Genomic DNA, 20,603 nt, shown 5'->3' with positions numbered 1-20,603 from the left:
GCATTGGGGCGCGCTTCATTTGTTCCAAATGTCTTCCACGTGTGGCCGTCCGATCCAGGCCTTATTGAGACATCGGGTCACCCAGTCGAGCTGCGGCCTCCCCTGCAGCCGCGCCTGGGCTTCCTGATAGGGACCGACGGTGCGAATGCGTGCAGGCAGTTTGGGATAGATGCGTCGTATCCGGTTCAGCGCGCGATCAGCAACTTTCCGATCTTGCTCGTCAATGATGAAGCCAAATTCTTTGCGTAGTCGATCCGGCAACATCTGCGCCGTGATGGTCCTGTACCATCGCGGTGGCCGCAACCATGGCCGTCCACCGGTGAAGATCTGTCCGGCGACATCGCGCGCGGCGCTGCTGACGGTCAGAACATCTGATTGCATCATGGCGGCGTTGTAGGTGACAAACGAAGCCCAATCCGCCGGCAAGTCGTCCGGTGTCAAACCGAACAACGCGCCATACAGCCGGGCCTCAGTCCAATATTGCTCGCGCTCTTCGAGCGACAAAGGAGGCAACACAAGATCGTGCACCATGAGAGCGGTGTCCACGAGAGTCGCGTGAACCCAGCGCAACGCTGAAACCTCGTTCGCGCGATAGGTCGAGCCGGCTTCGAACGGACCGGCTGCTTCCGGCATGACACCGACGATCGCAGCGTGACGATGATACAAGCGTCTCGCAGCGGCAAGCGCATGGTCACGCGAGCCGAACACCATTGTGAAAACGACATCGAAGGTGCGATGGAAGCGGCCAATCGGGTCCGCAAACGTTCGCGAGTGTTCAGCGATGGCGGCGGCAACCCATGGATGCGCCAGCTGAAGCAGCAACGCGCGACCGGCGCCCAAAAAGATCACGGCTTCCCGGTCCACCCGCCATGTCACCGAGGCCGGACCAAAGATACCCTCGACCGAGCCCGCGGCGTTAGCCCGGACCAAATCAAGCGCAGCGTTCAGTTCGCTCTGGGATACCAACTACACAACCCTTCGCAACTGGGAGCGAGACATATTGACGCCGCTGCAAGCGGCGGTGCCGACGATAGTGAACAAGCGGTCAGAAATCATTTCGTGGCGGCAAATATAGGGCTGGAGCTTCGCTTGCGAAAGCAGGCGCCGCACCCTCCATCCAATTGTCAACGATGAACGGGCGCCATTAACCCTGTCAAATTGCGGGTGGATGCTTGCAAGAGCCCGGATTCGACAACGCCACGTCAACATGGCAACCTCCTTCCCCATAGGCCTTTTTCTCAAATACTTAGCGCGATAATGAGCCCGCCATGTATTCCGTTATTACGAGGCTGATGCGTTCGAAGGACAAGAAGGTGCGATCGTATTTCGCGATCTTCTCCACACCAGACGGGGTTAAGGGAAGTCTCTCGGTCAAGGTCCCGAAGAAGAAAAGGGTCAATGTGAAAACCCTCATCCGGCGAATGATCGGGATCATCAAGTAAGCCGCTTGCAGTGCCTCTCGGGCCGGCGAACTTTCCCGATAACGATGTCTGACTCAGACAAAAGGAAATTATTTAAAAAAAAGCCCGGATTGCTCCGGGCTTTTGTTTGCCAGTCTTTTTTACCAGTAATGGCGGTGACGATAATAGCGATGTCGGTAATACCGCGGACCACCACCATAGTAGGCTGGTCCACCGTAATAGGCGTATGAGCCGCCGTAATATGGTCCACCGCCATAGTAACCATAGCCCGGCCCGTAATAACCTGAGTTAGCTGCCGCTGCCGCACCCAAGGCGCCTGCAGCCAACCCTAAACCGATGGCCGCACCTGCCGCGCCGCGCCCGCCACGCGCTTCCGCTGGTGAGTTTGCAACGGCGGTCGCGAGTGCCGCAACTGCTACAGCTGTGAACGCTATCTTTCGCATGCCTGACTCCTTTCCATCTTTGGAGAGTCAACAGCGCGAGCGCGCAGTGGTTGCCGGAACTGGGCGACATGAATTTGCAGCTCATAGATTTTTTTCCGGAACAACTGAGACGAAAATCTCTCTCAACAAAGATGAATGAAAGCTGCAAGGGGAACAGCGACCACATGAAGGCTGCGAAGCGCGTGGATTGCGCAAGCGTGAGTAACACCCGCTCTGCGCCATGAGATGCAAAATATGTGATGCCATCGAAATATCGTTGAACGATATCAAAACAGACGGCGTCGATACGCGGCTGAAAACAAAACTCGTATCAATTTTGAATTGTCTGCTTCACGGTCGGTGTAGCCGTGGTCTTGGTCAACGCTCTCCACCACAGACGATGGATTCAGTGTCAGCATCGCTGACGTGCATCGGAAAAAGGTCTTCGTGCTTTCGGCTAGCCGCCCGCAAAAAAACGATCTACGCTCCACGACGCTCGGTCGAAATTCGATAAAGACTCATCGATAAAGACTTGGAGCCGTCTCATGATCAAAACGCCAATCGCCATTGCTGCTCGAGCCGCGGTGGAACTTTCGTTTGCGAAACCGGCGTTGGAGCAACCCACTTCACCACGTTGAATCGGTTGCATCCGTTCCGCTTGGACCGCAAGCGGCATGGCGAGAGGAAGGAGGATCAAACTTCGCCAACCTAAACGGGAGAAACGTCAATGGGTAACAACCTGAGAAGCACATGTGACGCGATTTTGCAGGGGACTGCGACTGGTGTTCCCGGCGTAGTGGCGATGATCACCGATCGCTCGGGCAACATCTACGAAGGCGCCGCCGGCAAGCGCAGCCTTGGCGGCAGTCAGCCGATGACGACCGACACTGTCTTCGCCATCTACTCGACCACCAAAGCAATCACCGGAACGGCAGTCCTCCAATGCGTCGAGGAAGGCAAGCTCGACCTTGATGCTCCGGCCAAAAACTACGCCCCCGACATCGGTAAGCTCGAAGTGCTCGACGGGTTTGACGCCGACGGGACACCAAGGCTGCGGGCGCCGAAGCGCGACATCACCACCCGCATGCTGATGCTGCACACCGCTGGCTTTGGCTACGACTTCTTCAATACCACTTACTTCCGCCTGGCGCAGGAGCGCGGCCAACCCAGCGTGATTACCTGCTCGAGGGCATCAATCATGACGCCGCTGCTGTTCGATCCCGGCGACAAATGGGAATACGGCAGCAACATCGATTGGTGCGGGCAGGTTGTCGAGGGCATCCGCGGCAAGCGACTCGGCGAAGTTCTCGCTGAGCGGGTCTTTGCACCGCTCGGCATTGAGGACATGGCCTTTTCGCTCAGCCCCTCAATGCGCGAGCGCCTCGCCACCATGCACCAACGCGAGGCCGACGGATCACTGACTCCCCTTCCCGACATGCAATTGCCGGCTGAGCCGGAAGTCGATATGGGCGGCCACGGACTCCACGCCTCGATCGGCGAGTACATGAAGTTTATCCGGATGTGGCTGAACGACGGAGCGGGTCCGAACGGCCGCGTGCTCAACGCAGAGACGGTCGAGATGGCTGTCCGCAACGGCCTGAAAGCGCATCAGACGGTTACGGTGCTGCCCGGCGTCATCGCAAGCATATCGAACGATGCCGAGTTCTTCCCCGGTCTCAGGAAATCCTGGTCCTACACCTTCATGGTGAACGACGAAGATGCGCCGACCGGCCGGCCGGCAGGAGCGCTGGGCTGGGCCGGGCTGCCCAACCTGTTCTACTGGATCGATCGAAAGAACGGGTTCGGCGGATATTGGGCGACGCAGATCCTGCCGTTCGCCGATCCGATTTCGTTCGGCGGCTATATGGATTTCGAGACGGCCGCCTATGCAGCTCATGAGGTGCGCGCGGCGGCCTGATGCCGGCAGCAAGTCGAGGGTGACGCGAACTCAGACTCATCGGCGGAGACCGTCCCGCTCGTCTTGAGCAGGTGGTGCGTAAATTTGGCCAACGCATCATCGCGCGCATTGCCCGACAGCTGCCGCGCGGTCGGCTAACGAGCTGCCGCCTCATCCATCGCGGCTTCAATAGCGGCGAACCGCTTCTTGACGTCATCATGCATCTCAGGATGCGTGAAGACGTAGAGCGCGTTGTCATGGATTGCTTTTAGCGTCCGCTTAGCGACATCAGATGGATCAATGCCGGCCTGTTGAAGCCGCGCGCTCTCGGCGGCGAGTTTTCCTCCAGCACTGGTTGGATCCAGCATAGGAGCCGGCCCGTACCGTTCGGGTCTGTTTCGTGCGCTTCCACTGATCTGCGTACGCACAAATCCGGGACACAGCACGGTCACGCCAATGCCAAGCGATTGAAGCTGCAACGCCAGCCCTTCCGACATTGCAACGACTGCAAATTTGCTCGTCGCGTACGGACTAAATCCCAGTCCGCTTTCCAAGCCCGCCATTGAGGCGGTGTTGACGATGTGGCCCCCTTCTCCATGGGCACGTATCCGCGGCAGGAAACTATGGACGCCGTGAACCACGCCCATCAAATTGACATCGATCACCCACCGCCAGGTCTCAAGCGAGATGTCATCGATCCCGCTGCCCCCGGCCACGCCCGCATTGTTGCAGAGGACGTGGACATTTCCGAATGTTTCGCATGTTGTGTCAGCGGCTCGCTCCACACTGGCCGGATCGGTGACGTCGCAGACCACTCCGTGCACTCTCGAACCGAAATCGCGAAGCCGTTCGACCGCCGCCGTCAAAGCGCCCCGCTCGATATCCGCAAGCATCACATTCATGCCCGCTTCCACAAAAGCTTGACCGAGGGCGAAGCCGATGCCGCTCGCGCCGCCTGTGACAAAGGCGGTCTTTCCAACAAGGTCCTGCATTGCACTCCCCCAATGCCAGGATAACTACTCACCACAATCGTGAGCCAGCGTCTACCGGCGGCTATGTCTTGGGGGACGACCAGCAACCGAAAAGCCCACGCCCTGACCAGGCGTGGGCTCATCAATCACCACCGGCTCTTATGGTCAGGAATGCATCGCGCCCGTCTTGATGTAGTCCACCATCTGCGTCAGCACGGTGCCCCAGCCGCCGTGGAAGCCCATCTCTTCATGCTTCTTGCGCGCTTCGTCGTTGCCGTGAATGGCGATGGCCCTGTAGCGCGTGCCATTGCCGTTCCGCGTCATTTCGATGACAGCGGTGAAAAACGGATTGGCCGACGGACGATAACCGCCGAGCAGCGTATCGGTGACGACGATACGTTCGAACGGGACGACTTCAAGATAGCATTGCGTATTGGGATATTCCTCCCCCTCAGGGGAGCGCATGGTGAAGTTGATCGTGCCGCCGGGGCGCAGATCGAGATCGCAGGCAGTGATGATCCACGGCTTCGGCGCGAACCACTGGCTCAGATGTTCCGGCGACGTCCAGGCTTTCCAGACGAGTTCAACGGGCACATCGATGTCGCGTTCGAGCACGAGGTCGAGGTTCGGATCGATCTTGATCATGGATGAAGTCACTTCTCTGTCTCCTGTTTCATTTGCATCAGATAGTTGTCGAGTTGATCGAGGCGTTGCTCCCACAACATGCGCTGCCGCGTGAGCCAGTCTTCCGCGAGCCTCAATTGCCTGGGCACGAATTCGTAGGTGCGGACGCGTCCCTCTTTATGCGACCGCACAAGCCCGCTGCCCTCCAGCACCTTGAGGTGCTCCATGAAGGACGGCAGCGCCATGTCATACGTCGCCGCGAGATCACTCACCGACGCCGGGCGGACGCTGAGCCTCGTCAGCACATCGCGCCGCGTGGCATCGGCCAGCGCGCGAAAGACGCTATCGACGACCGCGGGCGAGACCTTGCCCTGGGGCGCGGAGCTGCCTGCTTGTGGAGTCATGAATTGCTCCGTGCGTTTGATGAACCGGCGCCGGGAGTTGCTGTCCCCTCGCCGTGTCGTTGCGTGTTGGTAGCTTCGAATAATACTTAGGTCAATACCTAAGTATTGAGGTCCGTACGCGAAGCCGGTCCACACCCTTCGCTTCGTTGCGCTTGCAGAACAAATCGTGGACTCTTCCCCCTCAGGCAGGGGATGATTCGGTGTTGGCAGCGGCTGAAGTTTCATATCTGGAGACGTTGAATCCGGAGCAGCGGCGCGCGGTCGAACACGGCGTTGGAACCGCTGGCACAGTCGGACCACCGTTGCTGGTGATCGCCGGTGCGGGGTCCGGAAAAACCAACACGCTGGCGCATCGCGTCGCGCATCTCATTATCAACGGCGCCGATCCGCGCCGCATCTTGCTGATGACATTCTCGCGCCGCGCGGCGGGCGAAATGACCAAGCGGGTCGAGCGTATCGCGCGCAAGGTGCTGGGCGATAAGGCGAACGTGATGACCGACGCGCTGAACTGGGCCGGTACGTTTCACGGCATCGGCGCGCGGCTGCTGCGCGACTATTCCGACCAGATCGGGCTGGATCCGTCGTTCACGATTCACGACCGCGAGGACTCCGCCGACCTGATGAACCTGATCCGGCATGAGCGCGGGTTCTCCAAGACCGAGAGCCGCTTCCCCACCAAGGGTACATGCCTGTCGATCTATTCGCGTTGCGTCAACGCCGAGCTTCCGATCGAGCAAGTGCTCGGGCAGTTCTTTCCGTGGTGCTCGGGCTGGGCGAACGAACTGAAGGAACTGTTCGCCGCCTATGTGGAGGCGAAGCAAAAGCAGAACGTGCTCGATTACGACGATCTGCTGCTCTACTGGTGCCAGATGGTCTCCGATCCGGCGCTTGCGGAGGACATCGGCGGCCGCTTCGATCATGTGATGGTGGACGAATATCAGGACACCAACCGGCTGCAGTCGTCCATCCTGCTGGCCTTGAAGCCCGGCGGCCGCGGTCTCACCGTGGTCGGCGACGACGCGCAATCGATCTATTCCTTCCGCGCGGCCACCGTACGCAACATTCTCGACTTCCCGGATCATTTCACGCCGCGCGCCGACATCATCACCCTCGACCGCAACTACCGTTCGACGCAGCCTGTCTTGTCGGCGGCGAATGCCGTTATTGGACTCGCGAAAGAGCGCTTCACCAAGAATCTCTGGACCGAGCGGACATCCACACGCAAGCCGCAGTTGGTCACCGTGCGCGATGAAGCCGACCAGGCGCGCTACATCGTCGAGCAAGTTTTGGCTTGCCGCGAGGAAGGCAATCTCCTGAAGCATCAGGCAGTGCTGTTTCGAACGTCATCCCACAGCGGGCCGCTGGAGATCGAACTCACCCGCCGCAACATTCCGTTCGTGAAATTCGGCGGGCTGAAGTTTCTCGACGCCGCCCACGTCAAGGACATGCTGGCGCTGTTGCGCTTTGTGGAGAATCCGCGCGATCGTGTCGCAGGCTTTCGTGTGCTGCATCTCCTCCCCGGCGTGGGACCTGCGTCGGCGCAGCGCGTGCTGGATCGCATGGCGGAGGCGACGGACCCCATCGGTGCGTTGTGCGATTTGCCTCAGCCTGCCCGTGCGGGCGCGGACTGGACGGCGTTCGTCGAGACAGTCGGCAATCTGCGTTATTCGGAATGGCCGGTCGATCTCGAACGCGCGCGGCTGTGGTACGAGCCGCATCTTGATCGCATCCATGAAGACGCCGAAGTGCGCCGCGCGGATTTGATTCAGCTCGAGCAGATCGCCAACGGCTATCCCTCGCGGGAGCGCTTTCTCACCGAACTCACGCTCGATCCGCCCGACGCCACCAGCGATCAAGCCGGCGCGCCGACACGCGATGAGGATTACCTGATCCTCTCCACCATCCATTCCGCCAAAGGCCAGGAATGGAAGTCGGTCTATGTGCTCAACGTCGTCGATGGCTGCATGCCGTCGGACTTGGGCGCTGGCACCAGCGCCGAGCTGGAAGAAGAGCGCCGCCTGCTCTATGTGGCCATGACGCGGGCGAAGGATGATCTCCATCTCACCGTGCCGCAGCGCTTCTTCACCCACGGTCAGCATTCGCAAGGCGACCGGCATGTCTATGCGTCGCGGACGCGCTTTATTCCGGAAGCGCTGGTGCCGATGTTCGAGCGCACGAGCTGGCCGCACGCATCGAGCGCGACCGCGCGCGCGCAAAGCAACGGTCCGAAGATCGACATCGGCGCCCGCATGCGCGGCATGTGGCGGTAGCATCAGGCGACCTCGATGCGCGTGCCTTCCTCGCCGTTCAAAAGCCTGCGCAAATGGAATCCGGCGAGCGCATCGCCCGGCTGTTCGCCAAACAAGGCTGCGAAGGCCGGCATGACGGTAGGATCTCCGGCACTCAGTTTCGCGAACGCTTCGGAGTAGCGTGCGGTCAAGGGATCCTCGAAGACGTCCCTGGTCAACGGCTCGTAGGCCCTCAGCGTCTCGCTTCGTCCGCGCAACACCAGGTCGCCGATGGGCCGCCCGACGAAATCCGGGATACCGGCAGAGACGGCTTCGCTCACGCAGATGCGCGTCCCCAGCAATTTGTTTGCAGATTCCAGGCGCGCGGCCGTATTGATCGTGTCGCCATAGGCCGCGTAGTCAAAAAGGCGCTCGCCGCCAAAATTTCCAACGAGTGCCGCCCCCGAATGCAATCCGATCCGCGTTGCGCCGAACACAACGCCTTTGGCTCGCCACCGCTCGCGGAAGTTCTGCGCCCAAGCATCGAGCGCGTGCGCGCATGCGATCCCGCGTGCGCCATGATCAGGCTGGTCGCCCGGGGCATTGAACAGAACGTGGATCGCATCCCCAATCACCTTGGCGACAGTGCCTTCATGAGCGAAGACAACGTCGGTCATGCCGCTCACATATTCATTGATCAAAATGCCCAAGACTTCGGGCGGCGTTGTGTCCACCAGGGATGTGAACCCGGATATATCCGTGAACATCGCGGTGACATCGCGCCAATGGATCGTGACTTCGGCGCCCTTGTCCTTCGCGACGAGTTTGCCGACGAGCTGCGGTGAAAAGAAGCGCGATAGCACGGCATAGGCCCGCTCTGCCTCAACTTGTTCCCGCCTCGCCTGCCTGATCCCTTCGACATGGCGCAACGTCTTGCCGATCGTATGTTCGAGATCTGAAAAATCGATCGGCTTCGTGAGAAAATCGAAAGCGCCGCGGTTCATTGCGGCGCGGATGTTGCCCATATCGCCATACGCGGAAATGATGATGGTCGATTTCTTATCATCCATTTCCTGGAGTTTCTGAAGCAGCGCCAGTCCATCCATCCGGGGCATATTGATGTCGGACATGACGATATCGACATCCGGATTGTTGCTGATGGAATGAAGAGCCTCGACACCATCGCGGGCAAAAAGAAACTTGATCCCGCCCTCACCGACCTGCTTGCGGAACTTCTGTAGAACCAGCGTCTCAAGGTCGGGCTCGTCGTCCACAACCAGAATCGTGGAGGTCATGCGACTTGCTCAATTCTGGTATCGATCGCGCGGCGAAGAACGTCGAAATCGACAGGCTTCGTGAGGAGCTGCATGGCACCCCTCTCGATGGCCTGCTGTCTCGTGCGATCATCCCCATAGGCGGTGATCATGATCACTGGAACATCCGGCCTCATTTTCCGCACTTGAGGAAGCATATCGAGGCCCGTCATGCCGGGCATATTGATGTCAGACAAGATGAGGATCAAAGACCGTGCAGAAGCTTCCGCAACCCGCGCAAGGGCATCGGCAGCGGAGCAAGCAAACTCCATTTGAAAGCGCTCGGCCCGCAGATCGCGACGGAAACGCTGCCGAAAGAGATCTTCGACATCTTCTTCATCATCAACAACGAGGATGAGAACACTCATGACTTGCCCCCGCTTGTTCTGGCGTAACGCGTGTTCTTGGCAGCACAATGAGAAATTCGGTGAACTCGCCGGGCTTCGTCGCAACGCCGATGCTGCCGCCATGCTGCTTCACGATGATATCGTGGCTCATGGATAGTCCGAGGCCGGTGCCCTCACCGGCCGGCTTGGTGGTGAAGAACGGATCGAATATCTTGTCTTTCACGTCATCCGGAATGCCGGTGCCGTTGTCGCGAATACGGATCTCGACATTATCGCCCCGGCTTTTTGTTGCGACGCTCATGGTCGGCTCGAAGTCCGCCGGAAGCTCCATGCCCTTCCTCTGGGCGGCCGCATAGAAGCCATTCGAGATAAGGTTGAGAAACACCCGCGTGATCTCCTGCGGATACAGATTGATCAGACCCGCGTTCGGATCGAGATCACGCTGGAGCGTAATGTTGAACCCGGGTTTCTCGGCCCGCGCACCATGGTAAGCCAGGGTCAGGCTTTCCTCGATCACTGCATTGATGTCGACGGTTCGCTGCTCGCCGGGGCCTGAGCGCGAGTGAAGCAACATGTTCTTGACGATGGAATCGGCGCGCTTTCCGTGCTGGACGATCTTTTCGAGATTTCCCTTCAACATGCCCGTCAGTTCGGCAATTTGCAGCCGCGCTTTATCTTCAATGCCGAGCGACTCCAAGGTCTCATTGAGCTCGTCGATCAGCTCACGCGACAGCGACGAGAAATTGTTGACGAAATTGAGCGGGTTCTTGATCTCGTGCGCGACGCCGGCCGTCAACTGGCCAAGCGAAGCAAGCTTCTCCGTCTGCACCAGACGGTCCTGCGCGGCGCGCAGTTCATTGAGCGATGCCGACAGCTGCCGCGTGCGTTCCTGAACCTGTTGAAGCAGCCGGGCATTTGAGATCGCGATGGCCGCCTGATCTGCGAAAGCGTGCATGATCTGCACATGATGGTCCGTGAACACGCCGGCCTCCGCGCGTGTGATCGTAATGGAGCCAATGTGCATCTGATCGCTGATGAGTGGCAAAAACAGGATGCTTCGGAAGCCGCGGGCGCGTCCCAGATCCCGTAGCATCGGATCGAGCTCGGTATCGGGAATGCTGTGAATTTTTCCCCGGCTCAGAATGTCGCGAAAAGCCAGTTGCTCCAGCTTCATCGGGAACATCGATCTCAGCGCGGCGTCAGCAGCCGGACTGACGGGCGAGAACGCCCTGAGATGCACCATATCGTCGATGTGGGCGAAGACTGCGGTCGACATGCCGCCGACCATGCGATTACCGCGCTGTGCTATCGCCTCAAACACGGGCTGCATGTCGTCCGGCGAACTCGCGATGACTTTCAGAATGTCCGCTGTCGCAGTCTGCCGTTCCAGCGCCTCCTTCATCTCGTTAAGGAGCTGAGCGTTCTGCTGCAAAAGCCCATCACGCTCTGCGGTGCGCTCGATGAGCTGGCGCTGCAAATCGGCGTTGATCCGGTGGGCCGAATCCAAGTCAGAAATTACTGAGGTCATTCGTGAAATCAGACCTTAAAATCTGCGAACCATTGGATCGATAAATACACGGCCATGGTGGCACAAAAATAAATTGCCGGACAATAGAATATAACGAAATCAATATTTTGGGCGGCTGCCGGTTGGATGACCTTGCTCGGCAAGTCCACCCCCTGACGTCAAAAGCAGACATCAAGAAACACGCAAAGATGCTGACGACCAATGCGCACCCGGGCGCACGACGATTGAGAGCGCGCAACAGCAAGGTCGGAATTCGGACAAAACCGAAACTCGGGTCAAAGTCGTCCCGAATATCGCTCGAGACGACTTTTCCCCCCGCCCTCTAGAAGAACCCGGTCAAAGGTCCTTCCCCCACATTAGTTATGCAGCGTTTAGCTTTCGACCGCCAGAGGCCGATCCTTCTATTTGCGCCCATGTTGCTTTTCTGCACTCTCTGGGTACGTCCACGTGCAGTTGAAGAAAAAAGCCCGGATTGTTCCGAGCCCTTCTTGTGATGATGATGCTGGCGATCATCGCGTGATTGTCGCGATGCGCCGCGCTTACGCGTTACCGGTGATCACCAAGATCCACCTCAGCACGAAGCTCGTCGCGACGCGCAAGACATCGGAAATAATGTCCAGGTCAATTCCGAGTTGTCGCCCCAGCATGGGAAGAATGATCAGAATGCCGATGAGGACCAGCATTCCGTAAGGCTCAAGCCGCGCCAGCGGAAGCGCCAGGAAATTGGGTAACAATCCAACCGCAATGCGGCCTCCATCCAATGGCGGCAAGGGCAGCATGTTGAACACGGCAAGAACGACGTTGATGATCAGTGCATTCTTGAGATTGTCGGCGATCCATTGTGCGGCACCGGCGGGCGCAAAGCCGATGAAGTGAAATGCCAGAGCGGCGAGCGCTGCCAGCACGATGTTCGTTGCGGGACCTGCGGCAGCGACCCAGACCATATCCATCCGCGGATGATTCAAGGCACGAAAATTCACCGGCACGGGTTTGGCGTAGCCAAACAGGAAAGGCGCATGCGACAATAACAGGATCCCCGGCAGCAGGATGGTGCCGAACGGGTCGATGTGCTTGATCGGATTAAGGGTCACGCGGCCGAGCTTCGACGCCGTATCGTCGCCACAGGCGCGCGCAACGAACCCGTGGGCGGCTTCGTGAAATGTGATGGCGATGAGAAGCGGAAGAATCCAGGTCGAGACCTGATAAAGCGTCGCGTTAGCCAGCAATGACTTTCTCCCTGACGGCCGGTTCAATTGATGGCCAGGCTCTCAATAGCGGAGGCATATAGGGTCGGCAATCTAGCATGCCCCAGGCCGAATAGTCGCGTGATCAGCCCATTTCGCAAATGAGACAGCTGGGGTATCCTCCTCCGCGTGACTGAGAGACGTTGGTTGGGGAGAGACAACCGTGCGTTCCGACCCTGTCGCCTTTGCTGAAATCCCTCACAAACTGCGGCGGCGCGATGTTCTCGCGATCGCTGGTGCCCTGGCGTGGCTGGGTCCGGCCTCGGCTCAAACGATACCCATTGTGGGGTATCTCGGCCCGGAGAACCCGGAACGCTTTAGTAGTCGTCTCAAAGCATTCCGCGAAGGTCTTGCAGAAGCCGGCTACGCTGAGGGGCGCAATGTCACCATCGACTTTCAATGGGCGGATGGAGAATACAGCCGCCTGCCCGCACTCGCGAAAGATCTCGCGAAACGTTCGATGAACGTCATTGTCGCACCGGGCGGAGCTGAAGTTGCGCTCGCGGCAAAATCGGCAACGTCGACAATTCCGGTTGTCTTTGAAATGGGTGGCGATCCCATCGCGCTTGGCGTGGTGGACGGCCTGTCCCGGCCGGGAGGAAATCTCACTGGCGTGTCGAGTTTGAGCGTCGAGGTCTCGCGCAAGCGTTTGGAGCTCATGCATGAGCTGCGCCCGGACAGCAAGCTGTTCGCCTTCGCGCTTAACCCGACAAGCCCGACCTGGAACTCGCAGCTGAAAAATCTTCAAATTGCGGCCACCAGCCTGGGACTGGAGCTCAAAGTGCTGAAAGCCAGCCATGAACCGGAGTTTGAGGCCTTGTTCATCGATGCACGCGAGATGCAGGCGGGCGGACTTGTCTTCGCCTCAGATCCCTACTTCGCCTTTCGCAGTCCGCAACTTGCCACTCTCGCCGTTCGCCACGCGGTTGCCGCGATCACGCAATCCCGCGATTTCCCCATTGCCGGCGGCCTGATGAGTTATGGTGGTGATTTCACCCAGTCACACCGGCATGCCGGTGTTTACGCTGGCCGTATCCTCAAGGGCGAAAAGCCTTCCGAATTGCCGGTTCAGCGTGTCACCAAAGTCGAGCTCTTCGTTAATCTGAAAGCCGCGCACGCGCTCGGCATAGCTGTCCCGCCGTGGATATTGAGTAGCGCCGACGCGGTGATCGAATGACGAGTGAGGAAGAACTTCAAATTCGCGGCACGAGGCCGATCAACTGCCTTGCGAGCTAACGCGATGTCTAATCCGCTCGCCGTCCAACGCACGTCACTTTTCAGGAAATACTTCCGCGCACTTTTTGCCGCGGCAGTGGTGCCGCTGCTCATTGCAGGGATCAGCGAAGCCTGGTTCGGCTATCGCGATCAACGCAATCAATTGAACGATCTGTTGAATGCGGAATCCCGCTATGCAGCGGTCAAGATCCAGGATTTTATCGAAGGGATCCAGGATCAGCTGGGCTGGACCGTCTTGTTGCCGTGGACGGCGGATAGCGGCGACGACAGGCGCAGGCTCGACGCCTTGCGTCTGCTGCGGCAAGTCCCAGCCATCGAGAGCCTCACCTTGGTCGATGCCGGTGGCAAGGAACGCCTCTTCGTGTCCCGCATCGGTTTGAACAGAATTGACAGCGGCGACGATCACTCCGCAAACCCCGCTGTGCAGCGAGCCCGCGCCGATCGGGTCTGGTTTGGACCGGTCACGTATCATGGCGGCTCGGAGCCCTACATGACGATCGCAGTCGCGGGAAACCGTGCGGCGAACGGCGTGGCCGTGGCTGAGGTCAACCTCAAGTTCATTTGGGATGTCATCTCTGGAATCCGGATCGGAAAAACCGGAGATGCGTTCGTGCTCGACCGGCCGGGCCGACTCGTGGCTCATTCAGACATTAGCTTAGTGTTGCGCGCGGATGAAGCTGTGCAACGCCCGCTCCAACGTTTGCGATCCGCCATTCTTGCCCGGCCCGGCCAGGCGGCGGTGGGTCAGGACATTCGAGGAAAAAGCGTGCTGGCGGCGATGACGCAAGTCCCCGGCGTCGACTGGAGCGTCATCGTCAAGCAGCCGCTCATCGAAGCATTCGCGCCGATCGACGCGGCCCTGTGGCGCACAGGGGCCTTGCTCGTGGCTGGTGCCGCCCTTGCCGCGGGGCTCGCTTACTGGCTGACCAAGCGCATGATCGAACCGATACGCCTGCTGGAAGATGGCGTCGCACGGATTGGCGCGGGACATTTCGATCATCGGATCAACATCAAAACGAACGATGAATTCGAAGCTCTCGCCACGCGATTCAACGAGATGGCGGGCGAACTGGCAGTTTCGCAAGAGCGTTCTGAGCGCATCAATCGCCTCAAACGATTTCTCGCACCGCAAGTGGCGGAGTTGATCGATCGCACGGGGGACGACAGCGTGCTTGACGGGCGGCGTGTGGACGTGGTCGTCGTGTTCTGCGACTTGCGAGGCTTCACGGCCTTTTCCGCTCAAGCCAAACCCGACATCATCATGAGCGTTTTGCGCGAATATTACGACACGCTTGAGAAGGTCGTCAGCGCTCACGAAGCAACGCTTGTCAATTTCACGGGCGATGGCGCGATGGTGCTGCTCAACGCGCCGGTGGCCTGTTCCGATCCGGCATTGCGGGCCGTGAACATGGCGTGCGATATGCAACAGAACGTGCAGAAACTTCTGATGGGCTGGCGCGTGCTGAACCATGGGCTTGGCTTCGGCGTGGGACTGGCCATGGGCCCCGCCACCGTCGGGCGGATCGGATCTGAAAGCCGCCTCGATTACAGTGCAATCGGCAACGTTGTGAATCTTGCCTCGCGCTTGTGTGCAGGCGCGGCGGACTCCGAGATTCTTCTCGATCGCGTTGCAGCTTCCGCCGTTGGCCCACGCGTACCACTTGTCGAATTGGACTCGCGAACCTTTAAAGGCTTCGACCAGCCTGTCGCCGTCTTTTCCGCCGGCATCAACCAGAACCGCCTGGTGTCGTAGGTGCGCGACATGACGGCACTTCCGAAAAATGCCAGACGTTTCGCTATAGCATGGCGACGCGATATGAGTTAGCCACCGCTGCGAAATTGCGTGATATTCGGCGGGGGCGGATTTGGATATCGCTTCAACGTTGCCAGATACTCATCGACAGTCTTGAGCGCAGGCTCCGATACCCAGCCAAACATTGCCGCGACAATGAGATCCTCGTGTGGGTCCATCTCAATGTTGTAAACCTTCGGGTAGCCGGCCATCGGAGCGCTGGCGGAGAACATACCCGGCTGCCGCTGCGGCCCAATGCCGGTCGGATGAACGTCGGTGAAATAAATGCGCCACTGCTTCCAACGTGCGGCGACGAGGTCTCCACCAATAAAGCTCAACATGCTTTCGCGATGCCCCAAGGCTGAACTGCCGAGCAGGACATCGGTTTGATCGACGCCGTCGATCGCCCGGTCTGTCGGCATCTTGCCACCGACAATGTTGGCAAAGGTCGGCAGGAAATCCATGATCGAGAACATGGCGTATGAGGTGGTATTCGGCTTGACCTTGCCGGGCCAGCGAACGATCGCCGCCGTCCGTATCGCCCCTTCAGTCACTTCACCTAATTCTCCGCGGAACGGGCCGGAATTGCCCATGTCCGGTGTTCCATGATTGCCGAATTCGCGGGCAGCCTCGCCATACGGTCCGTTGTCGGACGCGAAGATAACGATGGTATTATCTTCAGTGCCAAGTTCCTTGAGCATGTCGAGGATTTGGCCGACGTGGAAGTCACCCTCCATCATCTTGTCGCCGTAGTTGCCGATGCGCGATTTGCCGGCGAAATCCTTGGCGGGCAAGTTCGGCGCATGCCCCATCGAGAACGGAAGATAGAGAAAGAAAGGTTTTCCAGCGGTCTTTTGCCGCCGCATGAAGTCGATTGATTTATCCACCAACTCATTGTCGATGTTGGCGCGAACATCTTCAGTAAATGGCTTCACTGTCCGCAACGGCTCGCCGGACTTCGCCTCAACGATCTGCGGCCCCGCTCTCACCAACGCGTCGTAAGGCTCATTGAGCGAGTGCGTGAGGGCAATTGTCGCCGGATATGTTGCTGCATCCCAGCTGATATCCGGCGGGATACCATAGAATTCATCAAAGCCGTGCGCGGTCGGCAAACTTTGAGGCGCACTTCCAAGGTGCCACTTTCCAAAAATCGCGGTGGCGTAACCAACACTCTTGAACAAATCACCCATGGTGAAAGCGCTAGCCGGAAGTGTATAGGGGCTTCCCTCAATGGCGATCAGCGACAGACCATTACGGATCGAATATTGCCCGGTCATAAGCGCCGCACGGGATGGGGTGCACGCTGGTTCGACCAGGAATTGCGTGAGACGCAATCCCTCCTGCGCCAGAGCATCGAGGCGCGGCGTCGGAGCCCCGCGTAACTCGCCGCCACCATATGACCCAAGGTCGCCGTAGCCGACGTTATCGGCGAGAATAAAAACAACGTTGGGCCGATTGCCTTGTTGCGCAAAGGCAGTTGCCGAACCCATCAAAGCGAGCAGCGTTACCGCTGAAACGTAGCGCTTTAAGGCTGTGACTTTCATGGTGGTAGCTCCCATGACCATTGCCCGTCGTAAGCGGGACCGGGCGTCTAACCTCTCCTCAGATTGTCCATCAGGATATAGACGCTGATGAGCAGCACCCAGATGGGCAGCACCGCAAAGCTCCATCCGATGTTGTAGCTGGCGAACATCAGTACCAGCGCACATAGATAGCCGATATACGCAATCCAGCGCGGAACGATGCCGGTGTAGATCACAATGGTTGACGTCGATACCATGAAGACGGCCGCCATCTTGGTCGCATACACGTTGTTGACGATATAGGCCATCGCTCGCGCATAGTGAAAGACGGTGGAGCGCGACAGTTCACCGGGTTCGGACATGGAGGCCAGGAGCATCACGGCGCCGATCACTGCTGCTGCCGCAAACAACATGGCCAGATACAACAGCCCGGTGCCGAAAAACACCGACGCGAAGAAACGATCTTCCTGCTGCCCGAGCCGATCGCGCAGCACGCCGATGAACCACAGGAAGGCTACGCCGGCAAAAGGAACCAGATTCAATGCAAACGCAATCCGCGGCCTGTCGGCGGCGAGCCACGCACCGGTATCCAGCGGGTCCATCGGAATGGAGCCGTGCAGCAACCCAAAGATCGTGAACATCAGCAGGGAAAAGACGATCCCCGCCAACGCTGCCGCCTTCGGCGTTTTCAGACGCGCAAAAGTGAGGGTCTCGCGTTCCGGGTTCGCCATAGGTCCTCCTCGCGTCGACGCAGGATTTCAAGACCAAAGCTGATAGGCATTCTCCGATAGCTTAGCGCGGGATCCGAGCATGAGCATCATTGAGTTATTCAAGTGTTTTCGTGGGATTCTTGCTGTTGACTTCCATCCTGAACGAGCAGCTTCTTAAGGCTTCGGCCGCTTTTTGCGGACCGCCGCCCGCTGCTCGTTACCGATCACTGTGACCTGTACAATTGACTTGTCCATTGTGACCTGTGCCGGGATTTTTCTTCATTCACTTCATGACCCAGGAGGATTTTCGCGATGAAACGTCTCGTTCCTCTGCTGCTGGTTGGAGGCTTTATTGCCTTGACGACGACGGAAGCGTCCGCCGTGGTGTGCGCTGCCGGTGTCTATCGCGCCGGGTGCGTCGCAGCACGTCCCGTCGTTGTGGCTCCACGTCCTGTTGTCGTCGCTCCGCGCGCGGTCACACGGACAGTCGTGACGACGCCGCGCCGGACGACCGTTGTCACCCGTCGCAGGGTTTACTGAAGAACGCTCTCTATTTGCCGCGGACGCCGCGGCATTTTGCAAGTGCAGTGCGTCAAGCCAAACTGCTGTCTCGGTCATCACGCGATGGCCGGGACTCTTGGCGTTTGATGTTTGCGTGCTTGGCATTGTCCCGTGTGCAAGTCTCTGTTTAGATCGCACCAAAATCAAAACGGGGGAAACAAATGAAACTCACATCATTTCTGGGGTTGATACTGATGCTGTCGACAAGCACTGGCGCACTGGCTGTCGAGGACAGCGTCATGAAACAACTCGTCCCCACCGGCAAGCTGCGGGTCGGCATCGCCTATGCGCCCGCACCTACCCCGATTTTCGCGACTAAGGACGCGAGCGGCGATGTCCGCGGTGTGCCCAGCGACCTCGGCAACGCACTTGCAAAAAGCCTTGGCGTCCCCGTCGAGCTCGTTGTGAAAGCAACCACCGGTGAATTGACGGACGCCTGCACGTCCGGCGACATCGACATCGGCTTCATGCCGGCGGATGCCGAGCGCCGCACGAAGGTCGATTTCAGCCCGCCCTATTTCGTGATCGAAAGCACTTATCTCGCCACCGGCGCCTCGGGGATCAAGACGCTCGCGGAAGTCGATCGTCCTGAAGTCACTGTTGTGGGCATCAATGGGTCGACCACCATGCGGGCTGCAGGCCGAAGCTTGACCAAGGCGAAAATCATCCCGGCGAAATCTGTCGATGAAGCCATGGGCATGATGAAAACGGACAGCGTACAGGCCTTCGCCCTCACCCATGACGCGTTGCCGACGTTGCAAAAAGAACTGCCGGGCTCACGCATTCTCGACGGCGCATTCCAGACTGTTGGTGTTGCCATCGCCGTGCAAAAGGAACGCCCGGCGGCGCTCGCCTACGTCAAGGACTTCATGGACAAGGCTAAAACCGACGGCACTGTTCGACGCGCGTTCGATGACGCCGGATTGAACCGGTTGTCCATCGCGCCTTAGCGCTGCTTCGGCTCTCCTTCAGAACGGAGGCGGCTTTGGCCGCGGGAGCTTCGGGCCGAAAGCCCGTGCCGTATCCCGCTGTGGGCGGCTCGCTTGAGCGAGAGCGAGTTGCCGGGCATACTCCTTGTCGCCGAGCTCCTTGTATTGCGGGCTTGTCAGGGATGAGAGAAACGCCACGAGATCGTCGATCTCGGGCTCGGTCAGCGCCAGCGGCTGAATATCGTCATCGAGCCACGGATCAGTCACCCCGTCTCCCTTGTTGTAGTGATCCACAATATCCCATAACGTTTGCATCGATCCATCGTGGAAGTAAGGCCCGGTCACAAGGATGTTTCGTATGTCCGGCGTTTTGAAGGACGCAAGGTCGTTCGGCTTTTTTGTGATGAGGAAGCGCCCGAGCACCGATATCTCGCTCTCGAGAGCAGCACCGTCGATATCCTTAAGGTTTCCCTGTGCCAGATCGCGTTCCGCCTGCTGCGCCAGAGGGACGACGTGATGCCGGAGAACACCAATGCCAATGTTATGAAAATCATTGTCGGTGAAGACTGTGGTATCCCGCTGGCTGTCCGTCAAAGCATGGCACAGGTTGCAGCGGGCCTTGGTGTTGAACAAATCCCAGCCGCGTTTAGCTGAGTCGCTGATGGCGTTTTGGTCTCCTGCGATGAAATGATCGAAGGGAGAATCGAACGAAGCGAGCGTCCGCTCATAAGTGGCAATCGCGCGCAACAGGTCCTGTTCGTTCACGCCACGGCCAAACGCTTGCATGAATTGTTCTTGGTATCCCTGATCACCGGCGATTCTGGAAACGGCATCGCCGATACTGGCCGAGCCCATTTCGATGGGGTTCGTGATCGGCAGCGCCGCCTGTTGCTCGAGCGTATGGACCCGGCCGTCCCAAAACTGCGTCTTGTTATAGAGCGCGTTCAAGACGGTTGGCGCGTTGCGCTGACTGATACGACCTTGGATGCCGACCGAGGTGGGCCTGCCGTCAGTGAAAGCGCGTACCGGATCGTGGCACGTGGCGCAGGCGACCGTGCCGTCACCTGAGAGCCGACTGTCGAAGAACAGTTTCTCGCCCAGCGCAACCGCGGCGGGCGTGAGCGGGCTGGCCGGCGGGATCACCGATGCGGTAAGCGCCGCAGGAAAGCCGATTTGATCTTGCGACCGCGGCTTCGACAGAGGACCAGCTCTCGGCAGTGGTGGCGCCTGTCCCGGTGTCAGCGCGGGCGGTGGGCCGATGCCGTCGTCTCCATCCGCACCGGGTGCAGCGATGACCGCGTAAAAGCATATAGAGAGCGCCGCGGTAACGGCGGTCAAATGAGCGACTATCCATCGATTGGTACTCATCCCGCTGCGGTCCTTGTCATCCGTAAACAGCGCGCCCGCGGCAAGCCCTCAAGGCGCGCCAACCAATGAACCCATTCCGTGATAC

19 protein-coding genes are annotated in these 20,603 nt (G+C 58.9%); 7 read left to right on the top strand and 12 right to left on the bottom strand.

What is annotated here, in order from left to right; translation table 11 throughout:
* Window positions 1–15 precede the first annotated feature (15 nt).
* The gene (locus ACZ5C3_RS09420) at window positions 16–966 is read right to left on the bottom strand and encodes an oxygenase MpaB family protein (protein WP_464037143.1); all 951 of its coding nucleotides are present in this window, start codon (window positions 964–966) and stop codon (window positions 16–18) included.
* A 302-nt stretch (window positions 967–1,268) separates the two neighbouring features.
* Here ACZ5C3_RS09420 and ACZ5C3_RS09415 point away from each other — a divergent pair, with 302 nt between their 5' ends.
* Window positions 1,269–1,442, top strand: coding sequence for a hypothetical protein (locus tag ACZ5C3_RS09415; RefSeq protein WP_464037141.1), 174 nt, complete (start codon window positions 1,269–1,271; stop codon window positions 1,440–1,442).
* Window positions 1,443–1,561: 119 nt separating this feature from the next.
* Here ACZ5C3_RS09415 and ACZ5C3_RS09410 read toward each other — a convergent pair whose 3' ends face one another.
* On the bottom strand, window positions 1,562–1,864 hold the full coding sequence (locus tag ACZ5C3_RS09410; protein ID WP_464037140.1) for a hypothetical protein: 303 nt from the start codon (window positions 1,862–1,864) through the stop codon (window positions 1,562–1,564).
* 706 nt (window positions 1,865–2,570) lie between these two features.
* Between ACZ5C3_RS09410 and acmB the strand changes: the two genes are divergently transcribed.
* Window positions 2,571–3,761, top strand: coding sequence for a methyl acetate hydrolase AcmB (gene acmB / locus ACZ5C3_RS09405; protein ID WP_464037139.1), 1,191 nt, complete (start codon window positions 2,571–2,573; stop codon window positions 3,759–3,761).
* Between the two features lie 134 nt (window positions 3,762–3,895).
* On the opposite strand, the gene ACZ5C3_RS09400 is transcribed toward acmB, so the two are convergent.
* From ACZ5C3_RS09400 to ACZ5C3_RS09390, 3 genes are all read right to left on the bottom strand, one after another.
* Window positions 3,896–4,732, bottom strand: coding sequence for an SDR family NAD(P)-dependent oxidoreductase (locus ACZ5C3_RS09400; protein ID WP_464037137.1), 837 nt, complete (start codon window positions 4,730–4,732; stop codon window positions 3,896–3,898).
* 144 nt (window positions 4,733–4,876) lie between these two features.
* A complete protein-coding gene (locus ACZ5C3_RS09395; protein WP_464044782.1) occupies window positions 4,877–5,356 on the bottom strand; it encodes an SRPBCC family protein in 480 nt (159 codons plus the stop codon).
* An 8-nt stretch (window positions 5,357–5,364) separates the two neighbouring features.
* Complete coding sequence (locus ACZ5C3_RS09390; protein WP_464037134.1) at window positions 5,365–5,739, bottom strand: ArsR/SmtB family transcription factor; 375 nt, start codon at window positions 5,737–5,739, stop codon at window positions 5,365–5,367.
* Window positions 5,740–5,942: 203 nt separating this feature from the next.
* On the opposite strand from ACZ5C3_RS09390, the gene ACZ5C3_RS09385 reads away from it, so the two are divergent.
* Window positions 5,943–8,009, top strand: a complete 2,067-nt coding sequence (locus ACZ5C3_RS09385) for an ATP-dependent helicase (protein WP_464038302.1) — start codon at window positions 5,943–5,945, stop codon at window positions 8,007–8,009.
* A gap of 2 nt (window positions 8,010–8,011) precedes the next feature.
* Here the strand turns inward: ACZ5C3_RS09385 and ACZ5C3_RS09380 are convergent, their stop codons facing one another.
* The 4 genes from ACZ5C3_RS09380 to ACZ5C3_RS09365 all read right to left on the bottom strand — a co-directional run bounded on the left by ACZ5C3_RS09380 (window position 8,012) and on the right by ACZ5C3_RS09365 (window position 12,378).
* Complete coding sequence (locus ACZ5C3_RS09380; protein WP_464037132.1) at window positions 8,012–9,262, bottom strand: adenylate/guanylate cyclase domain-containing protein; 1,251 nt, start codon at window positions 9,260–9,262, stop codon at window positions 8,012–8,014.
* Window positions 9,259–9,648 carry a response regulator gene (locus tag ACZ5C3_RS09375; RefSeq protein ID WP_464037131.1) on the bottom strand — a complete coding sequence of 130 codons (390 nt, stop codon included), beginning with the start codon at window positions 9,646–9,648 and terminating at the stop codon, window positions 9,259–9,261. Before ACZ5C3_RS09375 ends, ACZ5C3_RS09380 begins: the two co-directional genes overlap by 4 nt.
* Window positions 9,623–11,155, bottom strand: coding sequence for a sensor histidine kinase (locus ACZ5C3_RS09370; protein WP_464044669.1), 1,533 nt, complete (start codon window positions 11,153–11,155; stop codon window positions 9,623–9,625). The genes ACZ5C3_RS09375 and ACZ5C3_RS09370 overlap by 26 nt, the downstream gene beginning before the upstream one ends.
* A gap of 539 nt (window positions 11,156–11,694) precedes the next feature.
* Entirely contained in the window at window positions 11,695–12,378 is a 684-nt protein-coding gene (locus tag ACZ5C3_RS09365; protein WP_464038301.1) for a site-2 protease family protein, read from the bottom strand.
* 226 nt (window positions 12,379–12,604) lie between these two features.
* Between ACZ5C3_RS09365 and ACZ5C3_RS09360 the strand changes: the two genes are divergently transcribed.
* The gene (locus ACZ5C3_RS09360; RefSeq protein WP_464038300.1) at window positions 12,605–13,576 is read left to right on the top strand and encodes an ABC transporter substrate-binding protein; all 972 of its coding nucleotides are present in this window, start codon (window positions 12,605–12,607) and stop codon (window positions 13,574–13,576) included.
* Window positions 13,577–13,639: 63 nt separating this feature from the next.
* Window positions 13,640–15,388 carry a cache domain-containing protein gene (locus tag ACZ5C3_RS09355; protein ID WP_464037128.1) on the top strand — a complete coding sequence of 583 codons (1,749 nt, stop codon included), beginning with the start codon at window positions 13,640–13,642 and terminating at the stop codon, window positions 15,386–15,388.
* 68 nt (window positions 15,389–15,456) lie between these two features.
* On the opposite strand, the gene ACZ5C3_RS09350 is transcribed toward ACZ5C3_RS09355, so the two are convergent.
* The gene (locus ACZ5C3_RS09350) at window positions 15,457–16,971 is read right to left on the bottom strand and encodes an arylsulfatase (protein ID WP_464037127.1); all 1,515 of its coding nucleotides are present in this window, start codon (window positions 16,969–16,971) and stop codon (window positions 15,457–15,459) included.
* Window positions 16,972–17,018: 47 nt separating this feature from the next.
* Complete coding sequence (locus ACZ5C3_RS09345) at window positions 17,019–17,681, bottom strand: hypothetical protein (RefSeq protein ID WP_464037125.1); 663 nt, start codon at window positions 17,679–17,681, stop codon at window positions 17,019–17,021.
* Window positions 17,682–17,972: 291 nt separating this feature from the next.
* On the opposite strand from ACZ5C3_RS09345, the gene ACZ5C3_RS09340 reads away from it, so the two are divergent.
* Together ACZ5C3_RS09340 and ACZ5C3_RS09335 are read left to right on the top strand one after the other, a co-directional pair.
* A complete protein-coding gene (locus ACZ5C3_RS09340; protein WP_464037124.1) occupies window positions 17,973–18,200 on the top strand; it encodes a hypothetical protein in 228 nt (75 codons plus the stop codon).
* Between the two features lie 182 nt (window positions 18,201–18,382).
* Window positions 18,383–19,171 (top strand): transporter substrate-binding domain-containing protein, encoded by a 789-nt coding sequence (locus ACZ5C3_RS09335; protein WP_464037122.1) that lies wholly within the window; start codon window positions 18,383–18,385, stop codon window positions 19,169–19,171.
* 18 nt (window positions 19,172–19,189) lie between these two features.
* On the opposite strand, the gene ACZ5C3_RS09330 is transcribed toward ACZ5C3_RS09335, so the two are convergent.
* Window positions 19,190–20,518, bottom strand: a complete 1,329-nt coding sequence (locus tag ACZ5C3_RS09330) for a cytochrome-c peroxidase (RefSeq protein WP_464037121.1) — start codon at window positions 20,516–20,518, stop codon at window positions 19,190–19,192.
* Between the last annotated feature and the right edge of the window lie 85 nt (window positions 20,519–20,603).

The organism is Afipia dichlorophenoxyacetatis, assembly GCF_055386385.1.
This window is presented reverse-complemented; position numbering and strand designations above follow the sequence as displayed.

Bases quoted from the DNA above. Each gene is read 5' to 3' on its own strand.
- ACZ5C3_RS09415 (WP_464037141.1), top strand. From the start codon at position 1,269: ATGTATTCCGTTATTACGAGGCTGATGCGTTCGAAGGACAAGAAGGTG.
- ACZ5C3_RS09410 (WP_464037140.1), bottom strand. From the start codon at position 1,864: ATGCGAAAGATAGCGTTCACAGCTGTAGCAGTTGCGGCACTCGCGACC.
- acmB (WP_464037139.1), top strand. From the start codon at position 2,571: ATGGGTAACAACCTGAGAAGCACATGTGACGCGATTTTGCAGGGGACT.
- ACZ5C3_RS09400 (WP_464037137.1), bottom strand. From the start codon at position 4,732: ATGCAGGACCTTGTTGGAAAGACCGCCTTTGTCACAGGCGGCGCGAGC.
- ACZ5C3_RS09395 (WP_464044782.1), bottom strand. From the start codon at position 5,356: ATGATCAAGATCGATCCGAACCTCGACCTCGTGCTCGAACGCGACATC.
- ACZ5C3_RS09390 (WP_464037134.1), bottom strand. From the start codon at position 5,739: ATGACTCCACAAGCAGGCAGCTCCGCGCCCCAGGGCAAGGTCTCGCCC.
- ACZ5C3_RS09380 (WP_464037132.1), bottom strand. From the start codon at position 9,262: ATGACCTCCACGATTCTGGTTGTGGACGACGAGCCCGACCTTGAGACG.
- ACZ5C3_RS09375 (WP_464037131.1), bottom strand. From the start codon at position 9,648: ATGAGTGTTCTCATCCTCGTTGTTGATGATGAAGAAGATGTCGAAGAT.
- ACZ5C3_RS09370 (WP_464044669.1), bottom strand. From the start codon at position 11,155: ATGACCTCAGTAATTTCTGACTTGGATTCGGCCCACCGGATCAACGCC.
- ACZ5C3_RS09355 (WP_464037128.1), top strand. From the start codon at position 13,640: ATGTCTAATCCGCTCGCCGTCCAACGCACGTCACTTTTCAGGAAATAC.
- ACZ5C3_RS09350 (WP_464037127.1), bottom strand. From the start codon at position 16,971: ATGAAAGTCACAGCCTTAAAGCGCTACGTTTCAGCGGTAACGCTGCTC.
- ACZ5C3_RS09345 (WP_464037125.1), bottom strand. From the start codon at position 17,681: ATGGCGAACCCGGAACGCGAGACCCTCACTTTTGCGCGTCTGAAAACG.
- ACZ5C3_RS09340 (WP_464037124.1), top strand. From the start codon at position 17,973: ATGAAACGTCTCGTTCCTCTGCTGCTGGTTGGAGGCTTTATTGCCTTG.
- ACZ5C3_RS09335 (WP_464037122.1), top strand. From the start codon at position 18,383: ATGAAACTCACATCATTTCTGGGGTTGATACTGATGCTGTCGACAAGC.
- ACZ5C3_RS09330 (WP_464037121.1), bottom strand. From the start codon at position 20,518: ATGAGTACCAATCGATGGATAGTCGCTCATTTGACCGCCGTTACCGCG.